Consider the following 14,477-nt stretch of genomic DNA (forward strand, 5'->3'; position numbering starts at 1 on the left):
ACAACTGTAGGTTATTGAGTGAAAGATGTAACCTCTAACAAAAAGGTATCTTAGGTTCAAAACACATGTTTTCTAGTTCTTTTTTGGTAGTTCAGTGAACGAGTATCAGTTACTTTATTACGCTCGACCTTCCTTCCTTTTCTCACTACTAAAGTATTCATCAAAAATAACTGTGATAATCGATCCATAATGCAGTCTATGTCTGACTCTGTAGAAAAAACATCGAAAGCTAAATTTTTTATTGCATTAAATGAGACAGATTTATTGATGCTTTTCTCGTACTTGCAATTGGCTAGACCCGCGTTCAATGTCTCTTCTATATCCTCTGTCATAATACTTTCTAAGTTGCTAATAAAGATGGTTGACCAAAAATCCTGCTTTATGGTTTCAACACTTTTACCTGTAAAATTTTCTAAACCTAACCTTCCTTTGAGTTTGGAAAAAAATGTTTCTACTCCCCAACGTAAATAATATAACTCTCCAAATTCTTCAACTTTAAACTGCTGTTCTTCTAACAACGATGTAGCCAACACTTCAATCTCGCCAGAAGAAAGAACTATCTTGACCAATCTAAACTTTATTTTATCAGGTAATCCTAGCTTCCTTAGCTGTCTTGCTACCTTGACAGGTGCGGTTGACACGACTATCGCATCAGATGGACTTTCTGGCTTAAACATAGCATTAATTTCATTAAATGACGAATATGGACAGCGAATTATGTAATTAATACCTCTTTGTGCAAGCTCAGCAAAAAACCGATAAGAAACATATCCCCTATCACAGATCAGCAAATCGTTAGATTTCACGCTGCCAAGCATATCAATAGCTAAGGCAACTTCATAACTGTCACTTCTGCCAAGTACTGATTTTATAGAGACATTATTTAATACATCGTAACATACTTCAAAAGTTGTACTTGTGTAATCTCCAAACTCTTTTTTAGTCCAATTTCTTATTGGTCTTGAGCCAAATTCATTTATTACCTCACTACTTTTTGGCAGGATAAGTATAGAAGCATCAAAGGCAAGCATTCTGAAACCATGATAGGTTTTAAATTCCTTATCTTGATAGTATAGAGAAACTATATCATCGTTTAGCTCTGAAAACGCAGTATGCTTTAGCTTTTTCCTTGCTTGAGTAAATGCACTTGCCGTGATTGTGTGATCCTTTCTTGTATGCAGAACAAACTCATTAAGCATTACTTGCAATGATTTTACACTCTTTCTGAAAATTAGAATAAACACATCAATGAAAGGCAGCTTTCTTTTTCTTGAAAAATCTTTTGAGGATACTTTGTGAGCGTTTATAAAGTTCAAACTCATCAATTTATTTTTTATAAATGTAATTACTCTTTTTTTTACTCATATTATTGCTTCTTTTAACTTATGGATCTTACTTGATTTTATAATACAGTCCATCACTTTTTCTTTAACTTAATGGCAGTGCATACATCCCCCCCCTCCCCCCCTAATTCCTATATCAAACCTTTCTTTACTAGATTATATAGTCAATATAAAAAGCCATATAAAATTGCTTCCACTGCTGCCATGAGGAAATTGCTTATTCTTGCTAACTCTTTAGTCAGAGATGACAGGGTTTTTACTGAGGAATATAACTCTCTGTCTGTTTCTATCTAAGAGCCAGTATAGCTGTGGATAAGCACGTTTATACAGATAAAAGTACTTATCCACAGCTACATCAATTTTTCTATTGACTTTTAACACAACTGCTGAACAGATACATTCGTCATCCCGCTACGTGTTAGCGGCCAAGATACCGCGGCGGTATGCCGTGGGAAACCTGACTTGCATTAGCTATAAAATAGTGATTTATATAAATCCCATAGCATGCCGAATGAAGCGTTTTTTGAGGAAATTTGAATTTTCAACTGCAATCAAGCCAAGATTTCTTAGTGCTTTAGCGCAGAATATTCTGTTGGAAAACATCCTATTTAATCCATCAGTTGCAAGCGCCATTGTAAAATTATCAAAGTATCTGTTACGTGAAATTTTCTTTAATAAATAACTACTGCCAACATCAATACCAGATGCTTTTGCGGCAACTACGTGCTTTATAATACTTTCTACATCTCTAATTCCAAGATTAAGCCCTTGACCTGCAACTGGATGAATTGAATGTGCTGCATCGCCGATAAGCAAAACTCTACCCTTATATAACTTTTTTGCGAAAACAAAACTTAAAGGATAAAGTTTTCTTTCACCCTCTAGTTTTATCTTTCCTAAATAAGAACCAAATCTTTTTTTAAGCTCTATAATAAATTCTTCTTCAGACAGATCCATTAGCATTTTTGAAATTCCAGATTTTTCTGTCCAAACTATCGAAGAAGTATAGCCATCCTTTATCGGTAGAATTGCAAATGGACCGCCAGGAAAAAAACGCTCTACAGCTAAGTTTTGGTGATGCAGTTCATGCTTTACATTAAATACTATGCTACTTTGTTTATAATCAAATTTCGCTGTCGGTATAGAAAATAACTCTGGTAGTTTAGAGTTCTTGCCTTCAGCGCAGATAAGTAGCGATGATATTAATTCCTGGTTATTATCAAGAATAACTTCCACATATCCTGAATCACAAGCAATTGTTTTATAGGAATGTGGAGAGTATATATTTAGTTTATTCAAAAAATTATTGTTGATTGCATTCCATATAGTGGCATTGTTAATAACATAACCCATTGGTTCTTCACCAACCATTTTATGATTGTAATGCACAGTAACCGCATCTAATATGCATATATCAAGTATTGGCTCAGCTTCGCTTTCTATAAACTGCCAAATCCCTAATTTTTCCAATATTTTTTTCGAACCTTGAGAAATAGCAAATGCTCGGTTGTCATCTACTACACGTGGTAGACTATTTTTTTCAATCACAGCTACAGACACAGAGTCACAACTGAGGCCAATGGCAGTAATAAGACCAAGTAACCCACCACCTGAAATGATTACATCATAATTCATTTTATTTACGCTAATTGTAAAATTATATTTTATCTGTTTTGAAAATAGTTTAAACAAACTTTATATATAAATTAAATTTTTTAGATCCCAGTGTCAGCTACTTGGATGACATCTAAAGACACTCCACCTTGTCATTCCAGCACGTAACGAACAACTGTACGAACATTTTGCGAAGGCAGTGTGTTAAATGCTATGGCCGGTTTTGCCTCAAACATAAAGGTGTCATCCCAGTGCTTGACACTGGGATGGCTTTGTTGCATAGCAACTGAAAAAATCTGGTGGCTACTGACAAAATTCATTATAAAATAGCCATTTAACCTTGAAAGAAAAAATATGCCACAAAAAATGAGGGTCAGTAACCATAGCGAATATAACAAATTTCTAGAAAAAAGAGGAAATATTTTTCATTATATCAACGAAGCCATAGAAAAGTGGTACGAGAATGGTCCAAAAATACCAGGTGGCAACAATATTTATAGCGATAAAGTTGTAATTTTGGTGCACATAATAACTTGTTTATTTAGAATAGGCCTGAGGCAAACAGTTGGGTTTATAGCAGGATACCTTGAGCAAATTGGGAAAAATTTGCAAGTTATCAGCTATTCACAATCATCAAGAAGGTTTAAGAAACTCAATATTAAGATCAATGATTGCAGAAAATAATATGGAAGATATCGAAATTGCTATAGACAGTACAGGAATTAGTATATACAACAACACTCCTGGTCATAGCAAAGAAAATAGCGAAGATAGAAAGTATCGCAGCTATGAACAGACAAGAAAATTGCATGTAATGTTGAATACAAACAGCAAAAAAGCCATAGCTGTAAAATACAGTAACGGCTGATCACTATGGAGCTTGTGATTTGCTAAAAGAAGTCGATTTTCAGTATGTCATAAAAGTACTATATGCAGATAGGGCATATGACAGAGAAAAGCTCTATAAGCTGTGTAATCAATATGGTATAAAAACGAAAATTCCTCCGCAAAACAACGCAGCAGAGCATCCAAAATTGGATTATATGCTTGATAGAAATGCCGCTATTCAGTTAATGAAATTACATGGTGAGAATGGTATAAAAAGATGGAAAGAAGAAGTAAATTACGGAAAAAGATCGTATATTGAAGGATTTTTCTCAAGGTTGAAGCGAATATTTGGGTTTAGTTTTAGGAGCAAATCTGAGATTAATCGTGAGAAGGAACTGCTACTCAAGTGTTATTTGCTTAACAAATTTACTGAAATAGGCATGGCTAAGTTTGAGATAGCTTCATGAATTTATTGTACGTTACCTACTATCCGAAGAGCGATGCAACAAAGCCCACTGGGATCCATTCTTCTTTTTTTCTGGATTCCAGCGTCACGCGCTGGAATGACAAAAGCTGCTAATTTTTCATGTAAATAATGGTTATGCAAGCAGTCTATTTTGTAACTAACAAAAGAGGACTTTGATTCGCATGTTTCTCACGCTTATTCTATTGTTTAACTATACTTTGAGCAATGTCTTCATAAATCTCTGCCAAATCCTCACTTAACATTAAAGGATTTCCGCAATCAGAAGCATGGCATATTTGTGGATCTAGAGGAACTCTGCCTAGAAGTTTGATGCCCAGCTCCTCAGACATTTTTTTTGCACCGTCTTTTCCAAATATGTATATTTTTGAGCCGCTTTGAATGAAATAACTCATATTTTCTACAATGCCAATAACCGGTACGCTGAGCTTTGTAAACATATCATAAATTTTGCGAGCATCGATTAAAGAGAGCTCCTGTGGAGTTGAAACTATTATCGCCCCAGTTAAGTTAAAATTTTCCATAAGACTTAAATGCACATCGCCAGTTCCAGGTGGTGTATCAATTATCAAATACTCTATATCGGACCATTTTGTTCCCATTAGCAGACTATAAAGTGCTTTTGTAATCATAGGTCCGCGCCATATTGCTGCACGATCTTTATCGATAAAATAGCCAATTGAAATAGTATGCAGTCCATACTTTTCTATAGGCATTGCTTTACTATCCTGTATTTCTGGCTTTAATTTTTCAGCGCCAAGCATTTTAGGAATTGAAGGACCATATATATCTGCATCAACCAGCGCAACTTTGTGTTTTAACTTTGCTAATGAGAGAGCAAGATTTAGCGCAACTGTGGACTTGCCCACACCGCCTTTACCAGAGGCCACAACGATTATATTTTTCACTCCTTCGATATGTAATTTAGCTTTTTGTTGCCCAGTTTGTTTTTGACAAGTAGCAACCACGGTCACTTTTGTCACCCCCGGTATAGCTTTAACAGCTTGCTCACAATTTCTTCTTAATTCTTCATTTGCTTGCGTGTTACCGGCAACTTCAAGCACAAAACCAACATCTTGACCTTTAATAATAATTGAGGATATTATGCCAAGAGCGATCACATCTTTACCGCTTTTTTGCTCTATGACTTTTTTTAAGTTCTCTCTTACAATTTTTTCGTTGATCATTAGCCTTTTAGGTGATTTCTTCCTGAAGTCGTTTAATCTCAGCTTGAGGAAGGCCGGTTGTCTGAGAGATAATATCAATAGAGATGTCAGCCTTAAGTAGGTTTTTTGCTACTTCAATCTTTCCTTCAATCTTTCCCTCATCAAGTTTTTTAGCGAGGATGCCTTCTTCTTTCCGCAGATCCATTATTCTTTCTTCATATGCTACTAAATCTTTTTCATTCCAGCTAAACCTGTCTAATTCATCGTGGGCTAACTTTATTATTGGTGCTTTTTCTGCTATTTTCCTTAAGTCTTCTTCCATAGTTTCATCTGCATATTGTTGTCTAAGTGAAGAAGGTCGCCCCTCCTCACTCGACTTCAAAACCGTACGTGAGACTTTGCGCCTCATACGGCTTCTCTCCAATTTGGAGCTTTTCATGCACACCTCCTGTGTAATTCATCGTGACAATGTCCATGTAACAAAGATAAGTTTTTGATCATGTTGTTTCGTCTATTCCGGTCTTTGTGATGTATTTCTATTGTATCATCACTTTTAAACCATAGTCTACAATTATCACATTTACTTTGTTGTAACTTCAATAGTTTTATTACTCTTAATGGCTTATCTGGTATTTTTCTCAGACGTTTACCCCAATAAACCCAATCACCATCATATGGAGATCTGGTTTTTTGCACTTTGATATGTCGTTTAATAACATGATCGCTGTGTATAATAAAATGTATCTTGTTACTTGTCATAAAACGCCAGTTATCGTTATTATACTTTTTAAAGTATTTTCTTTTTATCCAGCATTTCCCTTTGTTTGGGTGCCTAAAGACTGACCTTACCCAGAAAAAGTGGAGAGAAAGAAAAGAGTTTTTTTGGGTAAAATAAAATTTTGGAGGATTAGAAATGGTAAGAGAATATACGGCAGAATTCAAATTGGAAGCTGTTAAACTGGCAAATGAACAAAGAAAGGCAGGTCAAACAATTACAAAAATAGCAAGAGATTTAGGAATAAAGGGTGGTTTATTAGGAAAATGGATAAAGAAACACAACGAAAAAAAGTCGGCGGCAAATGCATTTCCAGATGTAGCACCTTATGACAAAGAGAGGTTTGATTTACAAAGCAAGAGTAACAAGGGAAAGAGACATTTAAAAAAAAGCCCTGGCCAGTCAAAAAGAGTAAAATATTTTTTTATATAGTAACTGCTATAAAGTACAGGAATTATGTAGGATTTTCTGCTAGTGGCTACTATAAGTGGACCACAAGAAAAATAAGCAGTAGAGAATCAGCAAATAAAGAGCTACTCGAAGCTATTCAAAAAATATATCAAGTTTCTAAATGTAGATATGGAGCTCCTAAAATTCATGCTGAATTGAAGGCTTTGGGTAAAAGTTGCAATTTGAAAACGGTGCAAAGTATTATGCAGAAAAATGACATCAGGGCTATACTGAGAAGAAAGTTTAAAATTAAAAAACAACAAACAGATAATAGAGCTGTAGCTCCCAATATACTAGATCAAAACTTTATTGTTGATCAACCAAATAAAGTATGGGATTACTTACATCAAAACCAAGGAGGGATGGCTATATTTGGCAGCAATAATTCTCACGTATGGTAGTTAATGAGTAGTGCAATAAATAAACAATTGGTTATGAACTCTTTATTAATGGCCATTAATAGGCGTAAACCTGTTAAAAATCTACTGCTGCACAGTGACCAAGGTTCACAATATACTGCGCAAGGGTATCAATATCTCTTAGCTGTAAAGAATATAGATGAGTAATAAAGGCTGTTGTTACGACAATTCTGTTGCAGAAAGCTTCTTTAGCTCATTGAAAAGAGAAATACTTATTGATACTTCACAACACTCTGCTCAACAAACTAGAACTGCAATATTTGAATACATAGAAATTTTTTATAACAAACAACGTCACTATTAACTATTGCATTCCAGAACAATTTGATGCATCATTCTTTTTGTAAAAAACATTCCACACTTTCTCTCCACTTTTTCTGGGTAAGGTCAATTTTCATTGCACCCTATATTGTCCATTCCATTAGCTTTACTACGCTCATTACCTCACGCAGCATAATGGTCTGTTCTAGGCTGTTGGCTAGACTTTGCCTAAGTTGGATTTTCACCAACTGTATTCTAAACGCTTACTTGGCGCACCCATAACAAAAATGCCTGAAAAACGTTAATAATTATATACTATTATTAATAATTATTCAACCATATTTTAAGCTTACAATTTTGAGCTTAACTGACGCTTATGGATAGGGGCAACTCTATCACCCTGTGTTATGTTTATTTTCTAACGGACGCTGATTTTTGTATCGTAATTTCTTGCTATAAATTGGTTATATAAGAGCTGGCTTCTAAAATTTTATAACCCTAATTTGAATTAACAGACAGTAGAATCGAAAGATTATTACAAGGAGAAATCTACACAGATCGACCCTTTTGTGAATCTGCGTTTCTGCTTTCTTCAACTTGTTTTGCAAAAGATGTTTCCGGTTTCTGAAGTGGCTTAGCAATTTCACGCACAACGGCAATAACTGCTGTTAAAAACGTTTTTAACAATGCACCTAAAGCTCCACCAACTGCTTCCCTGCCATATATATGAGCTTGCTTTTCGTTACCGTCAGCAGTTTCCCCTGCCCTCCTTCTTGGATCCATCCTATGAGCAATCACCGAAAACAACACTCCCCTGATTGAAGACTTCACTTTTTCCTTTGCTTCGTGGACATCCCCATCTTTTGCTGTTTCATGTCCATGACTTAAGTGTTTAGCGTTCATTAGCTCCTTTTGTTGCTGGGCAAACATGCTACTTAATACTTCTTCTATCACTTGCTTTCTTCTCTTCTCTCTAACTCTTTTCATAGATTCTGATTTATCGCGAGTATGCTTTGTGGTTTCAAATTCTGCATCAATATCTTCAGACGCAGCCTGACTATATAAAGTCTCTATGAGCCTGTCTATGCTTCGCTTTATTTGCATAGTCCTTTCGTAACTATCCGAATTATCAATTCCTTCGTCGATCTGATTTAGAATATCCTCAAAAACTTTCAAATAGTCTTGAATATACTGTATTATGTATTGCTTATCTTCCTCTTTGTGTTGTTCTTCTTGATTTTGCTGATTTTCATTTTCTAAACTTCTCTCTCTTTTATCATCGTTATTTTCTTCAATATTATCACCGTCTTCCTCGAAAAGGTTTTCGTCATTCATGATTTTTTTTAATTTAGTTAAAATTCTCACCAGTTATTATTGTATATGAAAAAATTAAATTAACATTAATGAAAAGCGTTTACAACTTCAGCACTAGTTAAAACTACAGTAAAGCTGTCAAAAGTAACAGGATCATAATACCTCTCATACAATTCAACTGAACACCTAAGCCTTATCTTTTCCTTAGCATTAAAACTAATTTCATAATCATTATTAGAGTTTAGCATAGCAGAATTACGTAATAATTCATCAGCTAATACAGAGTCTAAAATTCCATTAATTTTTATCGTAATGTGTCTGCTTCCAGCACAATCGAGCACTTTCCTCCAGCCAAAAGAAGAAATATCTTTCACCTCTTCTCTGTTATTACGCAAAGTAAACCTTAGGTTTCTTATATTATTTAACACAATAAAATTATTGTCATGACCTTTAATTTTTAGCTGTAATTTGCTCATTATCACCTCCTTTTATTAAAATATCAAAATTAATTGTTGAATGTAAAATTTCATCGTGCTGATCCATAGCACAATTACTTTCTAAAATGACCTCACTACTAAAACCTTCAATGCTCTTAAGTATCAAGTTAATATGCCTTATAATGGCAAACATACTGTCTATATGATAAGTATATATGTCGCATGAAAATCTTGCCTTTGTAGCAAAATTGGACAGCATATGCAGGTTGCTATAATTCACTGCGCGCAATCTCAAGTAAGGAATGGTGACCTGTTTAGGTAAGTAGTCATAAATGTTAGTAACATATTTCCTTAAATCAGAATTTGCTTTTAGTGCTGCATAAACGCTATTGTACAACTCGTTTATAGCTTGAATTTTTTCCATGATTAACCCTCGAAAGATATATAGAAACTCGTCATCCCGCTGCTTGTTAGCGGGATCTATGTTAAGAGATACCGCGAATGAATCGCGGTATGACGATAAGGTTTATACCTCGTCATCCCGCTGCTTGTTAGCGGGATCTATCCGTAACAGTATGACGTAGTAGCCCAGTTTGAATGACCAGAAAGAGCTACAAAACAACCTTTGGTTCGCGAAACGGAGAATATACCTTCTTCACTTCAGACAAATGGCTACTTACCTCCGATTCACGATTTTTGTAAAGAGCAGAAACATGCCGCATAATACCTAGTTTTATCTGCTCAGGAACATTGTCATAACCAGCTTCGTATACAACATCAACTCTTATTGCATTCAAACAATTGAAAAACTCAACGTAGCCCCCTACATCACTAAAATAATACTTAAGTGTACTCTTCTCTTGATTTTTAGACATCATTGCAGTAGCCAATACTATCTTACTCACAGGGCCATAGCTTAAATAGATCCTACGAGGTACATAATCTTCATATGAAACTTGCCATGTTTGTTTCACCAGTGACTTTTCCATATGCCATTCAGCGTAATCAGTTGCCATAAAAATTAGATCTGAAATCAACTTATCATCCTGGTCGTTCTCAATGCGTAAAAAAGATTTAACCTCTTCTAAAGTAACTGGAAAAGATTCAGGCTTAGATTTACGTTGCACAGATATTCTTGGTGAAGTAGATCTTATTGACATAATAACCCTCCTTTTTGATATAGCTAGGTCTTGTCGACATAAAAAAATAGTGATATAGAGTACTCTTTATTAATAGGTAAAGAGAATGCTATATGATTTAAAAGATGAGCAATGGGAGAGAATAAAAAACAGTCTGCCAGGTAAGGAAGGAGATAGAGGAAGAAGCGCAAAAGATAACAGGAGATTCGTAGCTGCAATAATGTGGATAGGTAGAACAGGAGCAACATGGAGAGCATTGCCTGCTGAGTATGGAAAATGGTCAAGTGTACATAAACGTTTTATAAGGTGGGCAAAATCTGGTGTTTGGCAGATGATTTTCAACACATTAGCTGTTAATGGAGACACAGAGTGGCTCATGATAGACTCAACAATAATCAGGGCACATCAACATGCTGCTGGTGCAAGAAAAAAATGTGGAAACTGGTAGACAAGAACAAGAGCTGGGACGGTGCAAAGGAGGATTTTCAAGCAAATTACACGCTGCTTGTGATGCTTTGGGCAACCCACTGAGATTTTTTGTTACTGCAGGGCAAAGATCGGATTACGTAAAAGCTTTAGACCTGATAGAAGGCAAGAACATGGAGGCACTTATTGCCGATAAAGGGTATGACGCAAATTATATGATTGAGGCTGCAGAAGCTGTAAATGCTGAGCCAGTAATCCCACCGCGTTCCAATAGAAAAACACCAAGAGAATATGACAAAGAATTGTATAAAGAGAGAAACTTAATCGAAAGGATGTTCAACAAAATCAAGCACTTCCGCAGAGTTGCTACACGCTACGACAAATTGGCCATAGCTTTTCTGTCTTTTGTTCACATTGCTGGCATTTTTCTTTGGTTGAAATAAATGTCGACACTACCTAGAATAAGTAAGGTTTACCTCGTGACAGCGTGGGGTAAATCTTACTTACTTTAGCTATGCAGCTTGCATGTAACATTAAGTTAAATTGGCGCAGCAACAACTCTGAGTGCTTTATCGTATGAATATATTAAGAAGAGAACGTATTAAAGCTGTTTCTCCTTTTTTGTTGATAAAATTTGAACTTATAGCATATTCAACTAGGCTAGATTTTAGTAGATTGACATTTTGAGAATGAATATTATTGAAGATGGAGTTTAACTCTTTAGCAAGCAGACTGCGAAATTTTTGCACACTGTCATATGCGATGTTCTCAAGTTCATGTGCAAATTTATCTTGAGCTATAGTTGTTATATCTTCAATTTCCTTATCAAACTCCTCCAGCTTTTTTTCGTTATTTTTAAAATTTTTCGTAAAAGTTTTCATATCAATTAAACTCAACTACTATTATGATTATAATGACAATGAAAAACTACCGAAGTAAAAAATTCACACTACTTTGTAACTTGCAAATACTTTTTACTATAGCTAAAGTGGCTTAGGTTTACCTACAATTTGAAAAACAACAAATTCGTCATCCCGCTGCTTGTTAGCGGGATCTATGCTAAGAGATACCGTGACGGTATGACGGTTCGCGGCGGTATGACGTAGGACTGCTGGGAAACCTTTATTGGGTTAGTTATAGATTCCAGTGTCAGCTACTTGCATCTGCAAACTGCAATGTTCGTACAGATGTAGGTGCTAAGTTTTACAAACACCGTTGTGCTGAACCTTGAATATTCACTTCTTTCAATTCAGTGTCAGGAGCGATGGGTTTTGATATTGTGTATGTAATGCCACCGGCTATCAGTGCAGATACCACAGAAGCTGCAACTATTAATAGAGCAGACAATCCGGAAGCAATACTAAGAGCAGCACCTACTGCTAACATAGCTGCAAGGCTCGCGTAGGCAACTTTTGGGGAAAATTGTCTTTTTCCTACTTTTTCTAGTGACACTTCATTTGTTTTAGTTTTGCCCAGTTCACCCTCAAGTGGTGTGTTTTCATTCTCCAGACTTCTTATTTTTTGTGTTAGTGATTCATTCTCTTTATTGAATTGTTTCAACTTAGTCTCATGTCTAGCTATACAACTTTTTGATTCTGTTAGTTCCTTTTGCGCTTTTTCTAACAACACTTTTGTTTTAGAATGCTTATTTTCGTTTTCTTCTAATTCGCTATTAAGCGTTGTATTTTTACTTTCTAGATCTTGTATTTTTTGTTCTAGTGATTCATTCTCTTCATTGAGTTTCTCCAGTACTTCCAATTTAGTCTCATGTTCAGTGACACAATTTCTCAATTCTGTTAGTTCCTTTTGCGCTTTTTCTAATGGTACTTCGTCTGTTTTAGTTTTTGTTTTTTCTAATTCACTATTAAGCGTTGCTTTTTCACTTTCTAGATCTTGTATTTGTTGTTTTAGTGATTCATTTTCTTTCTGTTCATTCTTTAATTGAGCACGTAATTCTTTTGACTTAACTTTACGTTTTTTAACCCTTTCTGCTTCTTCTGGAGTTTCCGTTGCATTGTATGTTTCGGAATGGGAAGAAGTACTAGGTACGGCCTCAGATAGCTGACCATACATACCATTTAGTCTATCTATTAGGCCTTCATCCTTTATCAATGAGCGATCTGCTCCATATTTCATCAAAAGGTTGGCTGATTCTTTTTTGTCATTTGCAAGAGCGTAACATAATGGAGTATACTCAGCTTTATCTTGTGCATTAACATTTGCTGCATTTACTACTAGATATTCTGCAATCTCTACACAACCATATGCAGCAGCATAATGTAAAGGGGTCCATCCATCTTTATCCTGTACATCAATTTTTGCTCCACATTTTACCAAACGTTTCACTGATTCTTCATTGTTGTTTGCAGCAGCACGATGTAAAAAAGTCAATCCATTTTCATCTTGTGCATCAATGTCTTCTCCATTTTCTAATATAGATTGGCCTAAAGCTTCAGATCCATCTCCATCAAAACATATTCCACTGTCGTCACTACTACTTTTATTTAAAAAGGTCTGTTCACCATTATGTATAGTATACTGCTCTAGATGTTGATCGTGCAAGTAATCTTGTTCTATGCGCTTCTGATTATTGGCAAGTCGTTGCTCTGCCTCTCGCAACTTTTGCAACATTGCATCTCTTTCTCTTATAGCCTGTTCTCTTTCTAATGTATCATCTACTTTGTTTATATTGTTTTCATTAGTGATTGAGTTTGAAGAAGTCTGTTCATCCTCATCTTGTACATAGATTTCTCTGCTGTTTAGTGTAGTTCCGTTGTTCTTTTTCTGATCTCTTGCATTCCATGCTTGCACTGCAGCAGTTGTGTTATTTCCGTTCACAGCTAAATTTCCTGGAGTTTTATTATTAGGCTGCGGTAAAGTGCCTTGTCTATTTTGTCTTCTCGCAGCTCTTGCCTCAGCATAACGTTGTTCTCCTTCCTCTAACATTTTTATTATAGCCTTTTTACCTTCTACATCGCCGACAATATCCCTTGGAGTTCGGCCTTGACTATCTTTTAGTAAAGGATTTGCGTCATTATTCAATAAAAGCTGAACTATCTCTTGATGACCATGCAAAGCAGCAATGTGCAAAGCAGTTAGCTTAGACTTAGCTTCATCAAGTTCATATATTGGTTCATTAACTTTTGCTTCCTTTGCTAGTAGGAGTTTTACTATTGGTACACTGTTACATTCCACAGCAAGATGTACCAACATATAATTTACAATTTTGTCTGAATCTAATATACTGAACATCTTATCTATCTTCAAATTGTTATAAGTGCTATATACTATTGAGTCTGCATCTTTTAGCTCACTTCCTATTCTTTCAAGTAAATTATTCTCATTTAAACCTTCACTCTTGCTTACCTCATTTATTATTTCAAAAAACTTTTCCTTTTTTATTGCCATAACCTTTCCTCTCAATTTATTTATTATTGCTGAACAGTCTCACAAAAAAGTTAAGTTTGTCGAAATTCCATGTTTGATCTAAAAATTAGTCATAAACATTTTCTATGCAAGTAGCTGACACTGGTTCATTCTATAATGGTGTCACAGCAGTCCTACATCATGCCACCGCGAACCGTCATACCGCGATTCATTCGCGGTATCTCATCCGCTAACAAGTAGCAGAATGACAGCAGTCCTACGTCATACCGCCGCGGCGCTAACAAGAGATCCCGCTAACAAGCAGCGGGATGACGAGCTTATCTTCATGCCGCCACGAACCGTCATACCGCCGCGGTATCTCCAGATCCCGCTGGGATGACGATTGTCGTTTAGCTATAAATATTTAAGAAATTTACCAAATAAAAAAAAAGGCA

General features: G+C 35.6%; 18 protein-coding genes and 1 pseudogene. 8 read left to right on the forward strand and 11 right to left on the reverse strand.

The features are described from left to right. Nucleotides 1-56: 56 nt before the first annotated feature. Nucleotides 57-1,322, reverse strand: coding sequence for an IS4 family transposase (locus tag ABWU55_RS06580; RefSeq protein ID WP_353286161.1), 1,266 nt, complete (start codon nt 1,320-1,322; stop codon nt 57-59). A 507-nt stretch (nt 1,323-1,829) separates the two neighbouring features. Beyond that, on the reverse strand, nt 1,830-2,978 hold the full coding sequence (gene ubiH, locus ABWU55_RS06585) for a 2-octaprenyl-6-methoxyphenyl hydroxylase (RefSeq protein WP_209473195.1): 1,149 nt from the start codon (nt 2,976-2,978) through the stop codon (nt 1,830-1,832). A 333-nt stretch (nt 2,979-3,311) separates the two neighbouring features. Here ubiH and ABWU55_RS06590 point away from each other — a divergent pair, with 333 nt between their 5' ends. From ABWU55_RS06590 to ABWU55_RS06600, 3 genes are read left to right on the forward strand one after another with little or no spacing between them, the layout of a single operon-like run. Then, on the forward strand, nt 3,312-3,641 hold the full coding sequence (locus tag ABWU55_RS06590; protein WP_007548762.1) for a transposase: 330 nt from the start codon (nt 3,312-3,314) through the stop codon (nt 3,639-3,641). Then, nucleotides 3,625-3,825, forward strand: coding sequence for a hypothetical protein (locus ABWU55_RS06595; protein WP_010082383.1), 201 nt, complete (start codon nt 3,625-3,627; stop codon nt 3,823-3,825). The genes ABWU55_RS06590 and ABWU55_RS06595 overlap by 17 nt, the downstream gene beginning before the upstream one ends. A 19-nt stretch (nt 3,826-3,844) precedes the next feature. Beyond that, complete coding sequence (locus tag ABWU55_RS06600; RefSeq protein WP_353286253.1) at nt 3,845-4,252, forward strand: transposase; 408 nt, start codon at nt 3,845-3,847, stop codon at nt 4,250-4,252. A gap of 199 nt (nt 4,253-4,451) precedes the next feature. Here ABWU55_RS06600 and ABWU55_RS06605 read toward each other — a convergent pair whose 3' ends face one another. From ABWU55_RS06605 to ABWU55_RS06615, 3 genes are read right to left on the reverse strand one after another with little or no spacing between them, the layout of a single operon-like run. After that, nucleotides 4,452-5,456, reverse strand: a complete 1,005-nt coding sequence (locus ABWU55_RS06605; protein WP_007548295.1) for an Mrp/NBP35 family ATP-binding protein — start codon at nt 5,454-5,456, stop codon at nt 4,452-4,454. A 7-nt stretch (nt 5,457-5,463) separates the two neighbouring features. Continuing rightward, complete coding sequence (locus tag ABWU55_RS06610) at nt 5,464-5,874, reverse strand: hypothetical protein (RefSeq protein ID WP_353286275.1); 411 nt, start codon at nt 5,872-5,874, stop codon at nt 5,464-5,466. Continuing rightward, nucleotides 5,871-6,194, reverse strand: a complete 324-nt coding sequence (locus ABWU55_RS06615; RefSeq protein WP_022626216.1) for an HNH endonuclease — start codon at nt 6,192-6,194, stop codon at nt 5,871-5,873. The genes ABWU55_RS06610 and ABWU55_RS06615 overlap by 4 nt, the downstream gene beginning before the upstream one ends. Nucleotides 6,195-6,348: 154 nt before the next feature. Between ABWU55_RS06615 and ABWU55_RS06620 the strand changes: the two genes are divergently transcribed. The 4 genes from ABWU55_RS06620 to ABWU55_RS06640 all read left to right on the forward strand — a co-directional run bounded on the left by ABWU55_RS06620 (nt 6,349) and on the right by ABWU55_RS06640 (nt 7,383). After that, the gene (locus ABWU55_RS06620; RefSeq protein WP_010082069.1) at nt 6,349-6,642 is read left to right on the forward strand and encodes a transposase; all 294 of its coding nucleotides are present in this window, start codon (nt 6,349-6,351) and stop codon (nt 6,640-6,642) included. A gap of 122 nt (nt 6,643-6,764) precedes the next feature. Continuing rightward, nucleotides 6,765-7,061 carry an IS3 family transposase gene (locus ABWU55_RS06630; RefSeq protein ID WP_094189604.1) on the forward strand — a complete coding sequence of 99 codons (297 nt, stop codon included), beginning with the start codon at nt 6,765-6,767 and terminating at the stop codon, nt 7,059-7,061. Nucleotides 7,062-7,064: 3 nt separating this feature from the next. Beyond that, complete coding sequence (locus ABWU55_RS06635) at nt 7,065-7,226, forward strand: DDE-type integrase/transposase/recombinase (protein WP_010082071.1); 162 nt, start codon at nt 7,065-7,067, stop codon at nt 7,224-7,226. Next, on the forward strand, nt 7,219-7,383 hold the full coding sequence (locus tag ABWU55_RS06640; protein WP_010082072.1) for an IS3 family transposase: 165 nt from the start codon (nt 7,219-7,221) through the stop codon (nt 7,381-7,383). Before ABWU55_RS06635 ends, ABWU55_RS06640 begins: the two co-directional genes overlap by 8 nt. Before the next feature lie 506 nt (nt 7,384-7,889). Here ABWU55_RS06640 and ABWU55_RS06645 read toward each other — a convergent pair. The 4 genes from ABWU55_RS06645 to ABWU55_RS06660 all read right to left on the reverse strand — a co-directional run bounded on the left by ABWU55_RS06645 (nt 7,890) and on the right by ABWU55_RS06660 (nt 10,251). Then, nucleotides 7,890-8,675 carry a hypothetical protein gene (locus tag ABWU55_RS06645; protein WP_070356729.1) on the reverse strand — a complete coding sequence of 262 codons (786 nt, stop codon included), beginning with the start codon at nt 8,673-8,675 and terminating at the stop codon, nt 7,890-7,892. A 65-nt stretch (nt 8,676-8,740) separates the two neighbouring features. Then, the gene (locus ABWU55_RS06650) at nt 8,741-9,130 is read right to left on the reverse strand and encodes a phage tail protein (protein WP_265025905.1); all 390 of its coding nucleotides are present in this window, start codon (nt 9,128-9,130) and stop codon (nt 8,741-8,743) included. Then, the gene (locus ABWU55_RS06655) at nt 9,105-9,515 is read right to left on the reverse strand and encodes a DUF3168 domain-containing protein (protein WP_264719222.1); all 411 of its coding nucleotides are present in this window, start codon (nt 9,513-9,515) and stop codon (nt 9,105-9,107) included. The genes ABWU55_RS06650 and ABWU55_RS06655 overlap by 26 nt, the downstream gene beginning before the upstream one ends. A 187-nt stretch (nt 9,516-9,702) precedes the next feature. After that, nucleotides 9,703-10,251 (reverse strand): head-tail connector protein, encoded by a 549-nt coding sequence (locus ABWU55_RS06660; RefSeq protein WP_095742630.1) that lies wholly within the window; start codon nt 10,249-10,251, stop codon nt 9,703-9,705. Between the two features lie 85 nt (nt 10,252-10,336). On the opposite strand from ABWU55_RS06660, the pseudogene ABWU55_RS06665 reads away from it, so the two are divergent. Beyond that, nucleotides 10,337-11,099, forward strand: a pseudogene (locus ABWU55_RS06665) (IS5 family transposase). A 126-nt stretch (nt 11,100-11,225) separates the two neighbouring features. On the opposite strand, the gene ABWU55_RS06670 reads toward ABWU55_RS06665, so the two are convergent. Next, nucleotides 11,226-11,537 (reverse strand): hypothetical protein, encoded by a 312-nt coding sequence (locus ABWU55_RS06670; protein WP_250296802.1) that lies wholly within the window; start codon nt 11,535-11,537, stop codon nt 11,226-11,228. Nucleotides 11,538-11,859: 322 nt separating this feature from the next. Beyond that, entirely contained in the window at nt 11,860-14,064 is a 2,205-nt protein-coding gene (locus ABWU55_RS06675; protein WP_353286276.1) for an ankyrin repeat domain-containing protein, read from the reverse strand. Nucleotides 14,065-14,477 lie beyond the last annotated feature (413 nt).

This window comes from Wolbachia endosymbiont (group A) of Crataerina pallida, from assembly GCF_964028475.1.
Taxonomy (GTDB): domain Bacteria; phylum Pseudomonadota; class Alphaproteobacteria; order Rickettsiales; family Anaplasmataceae; genus Wolbachia; species Wolbachia pipientis.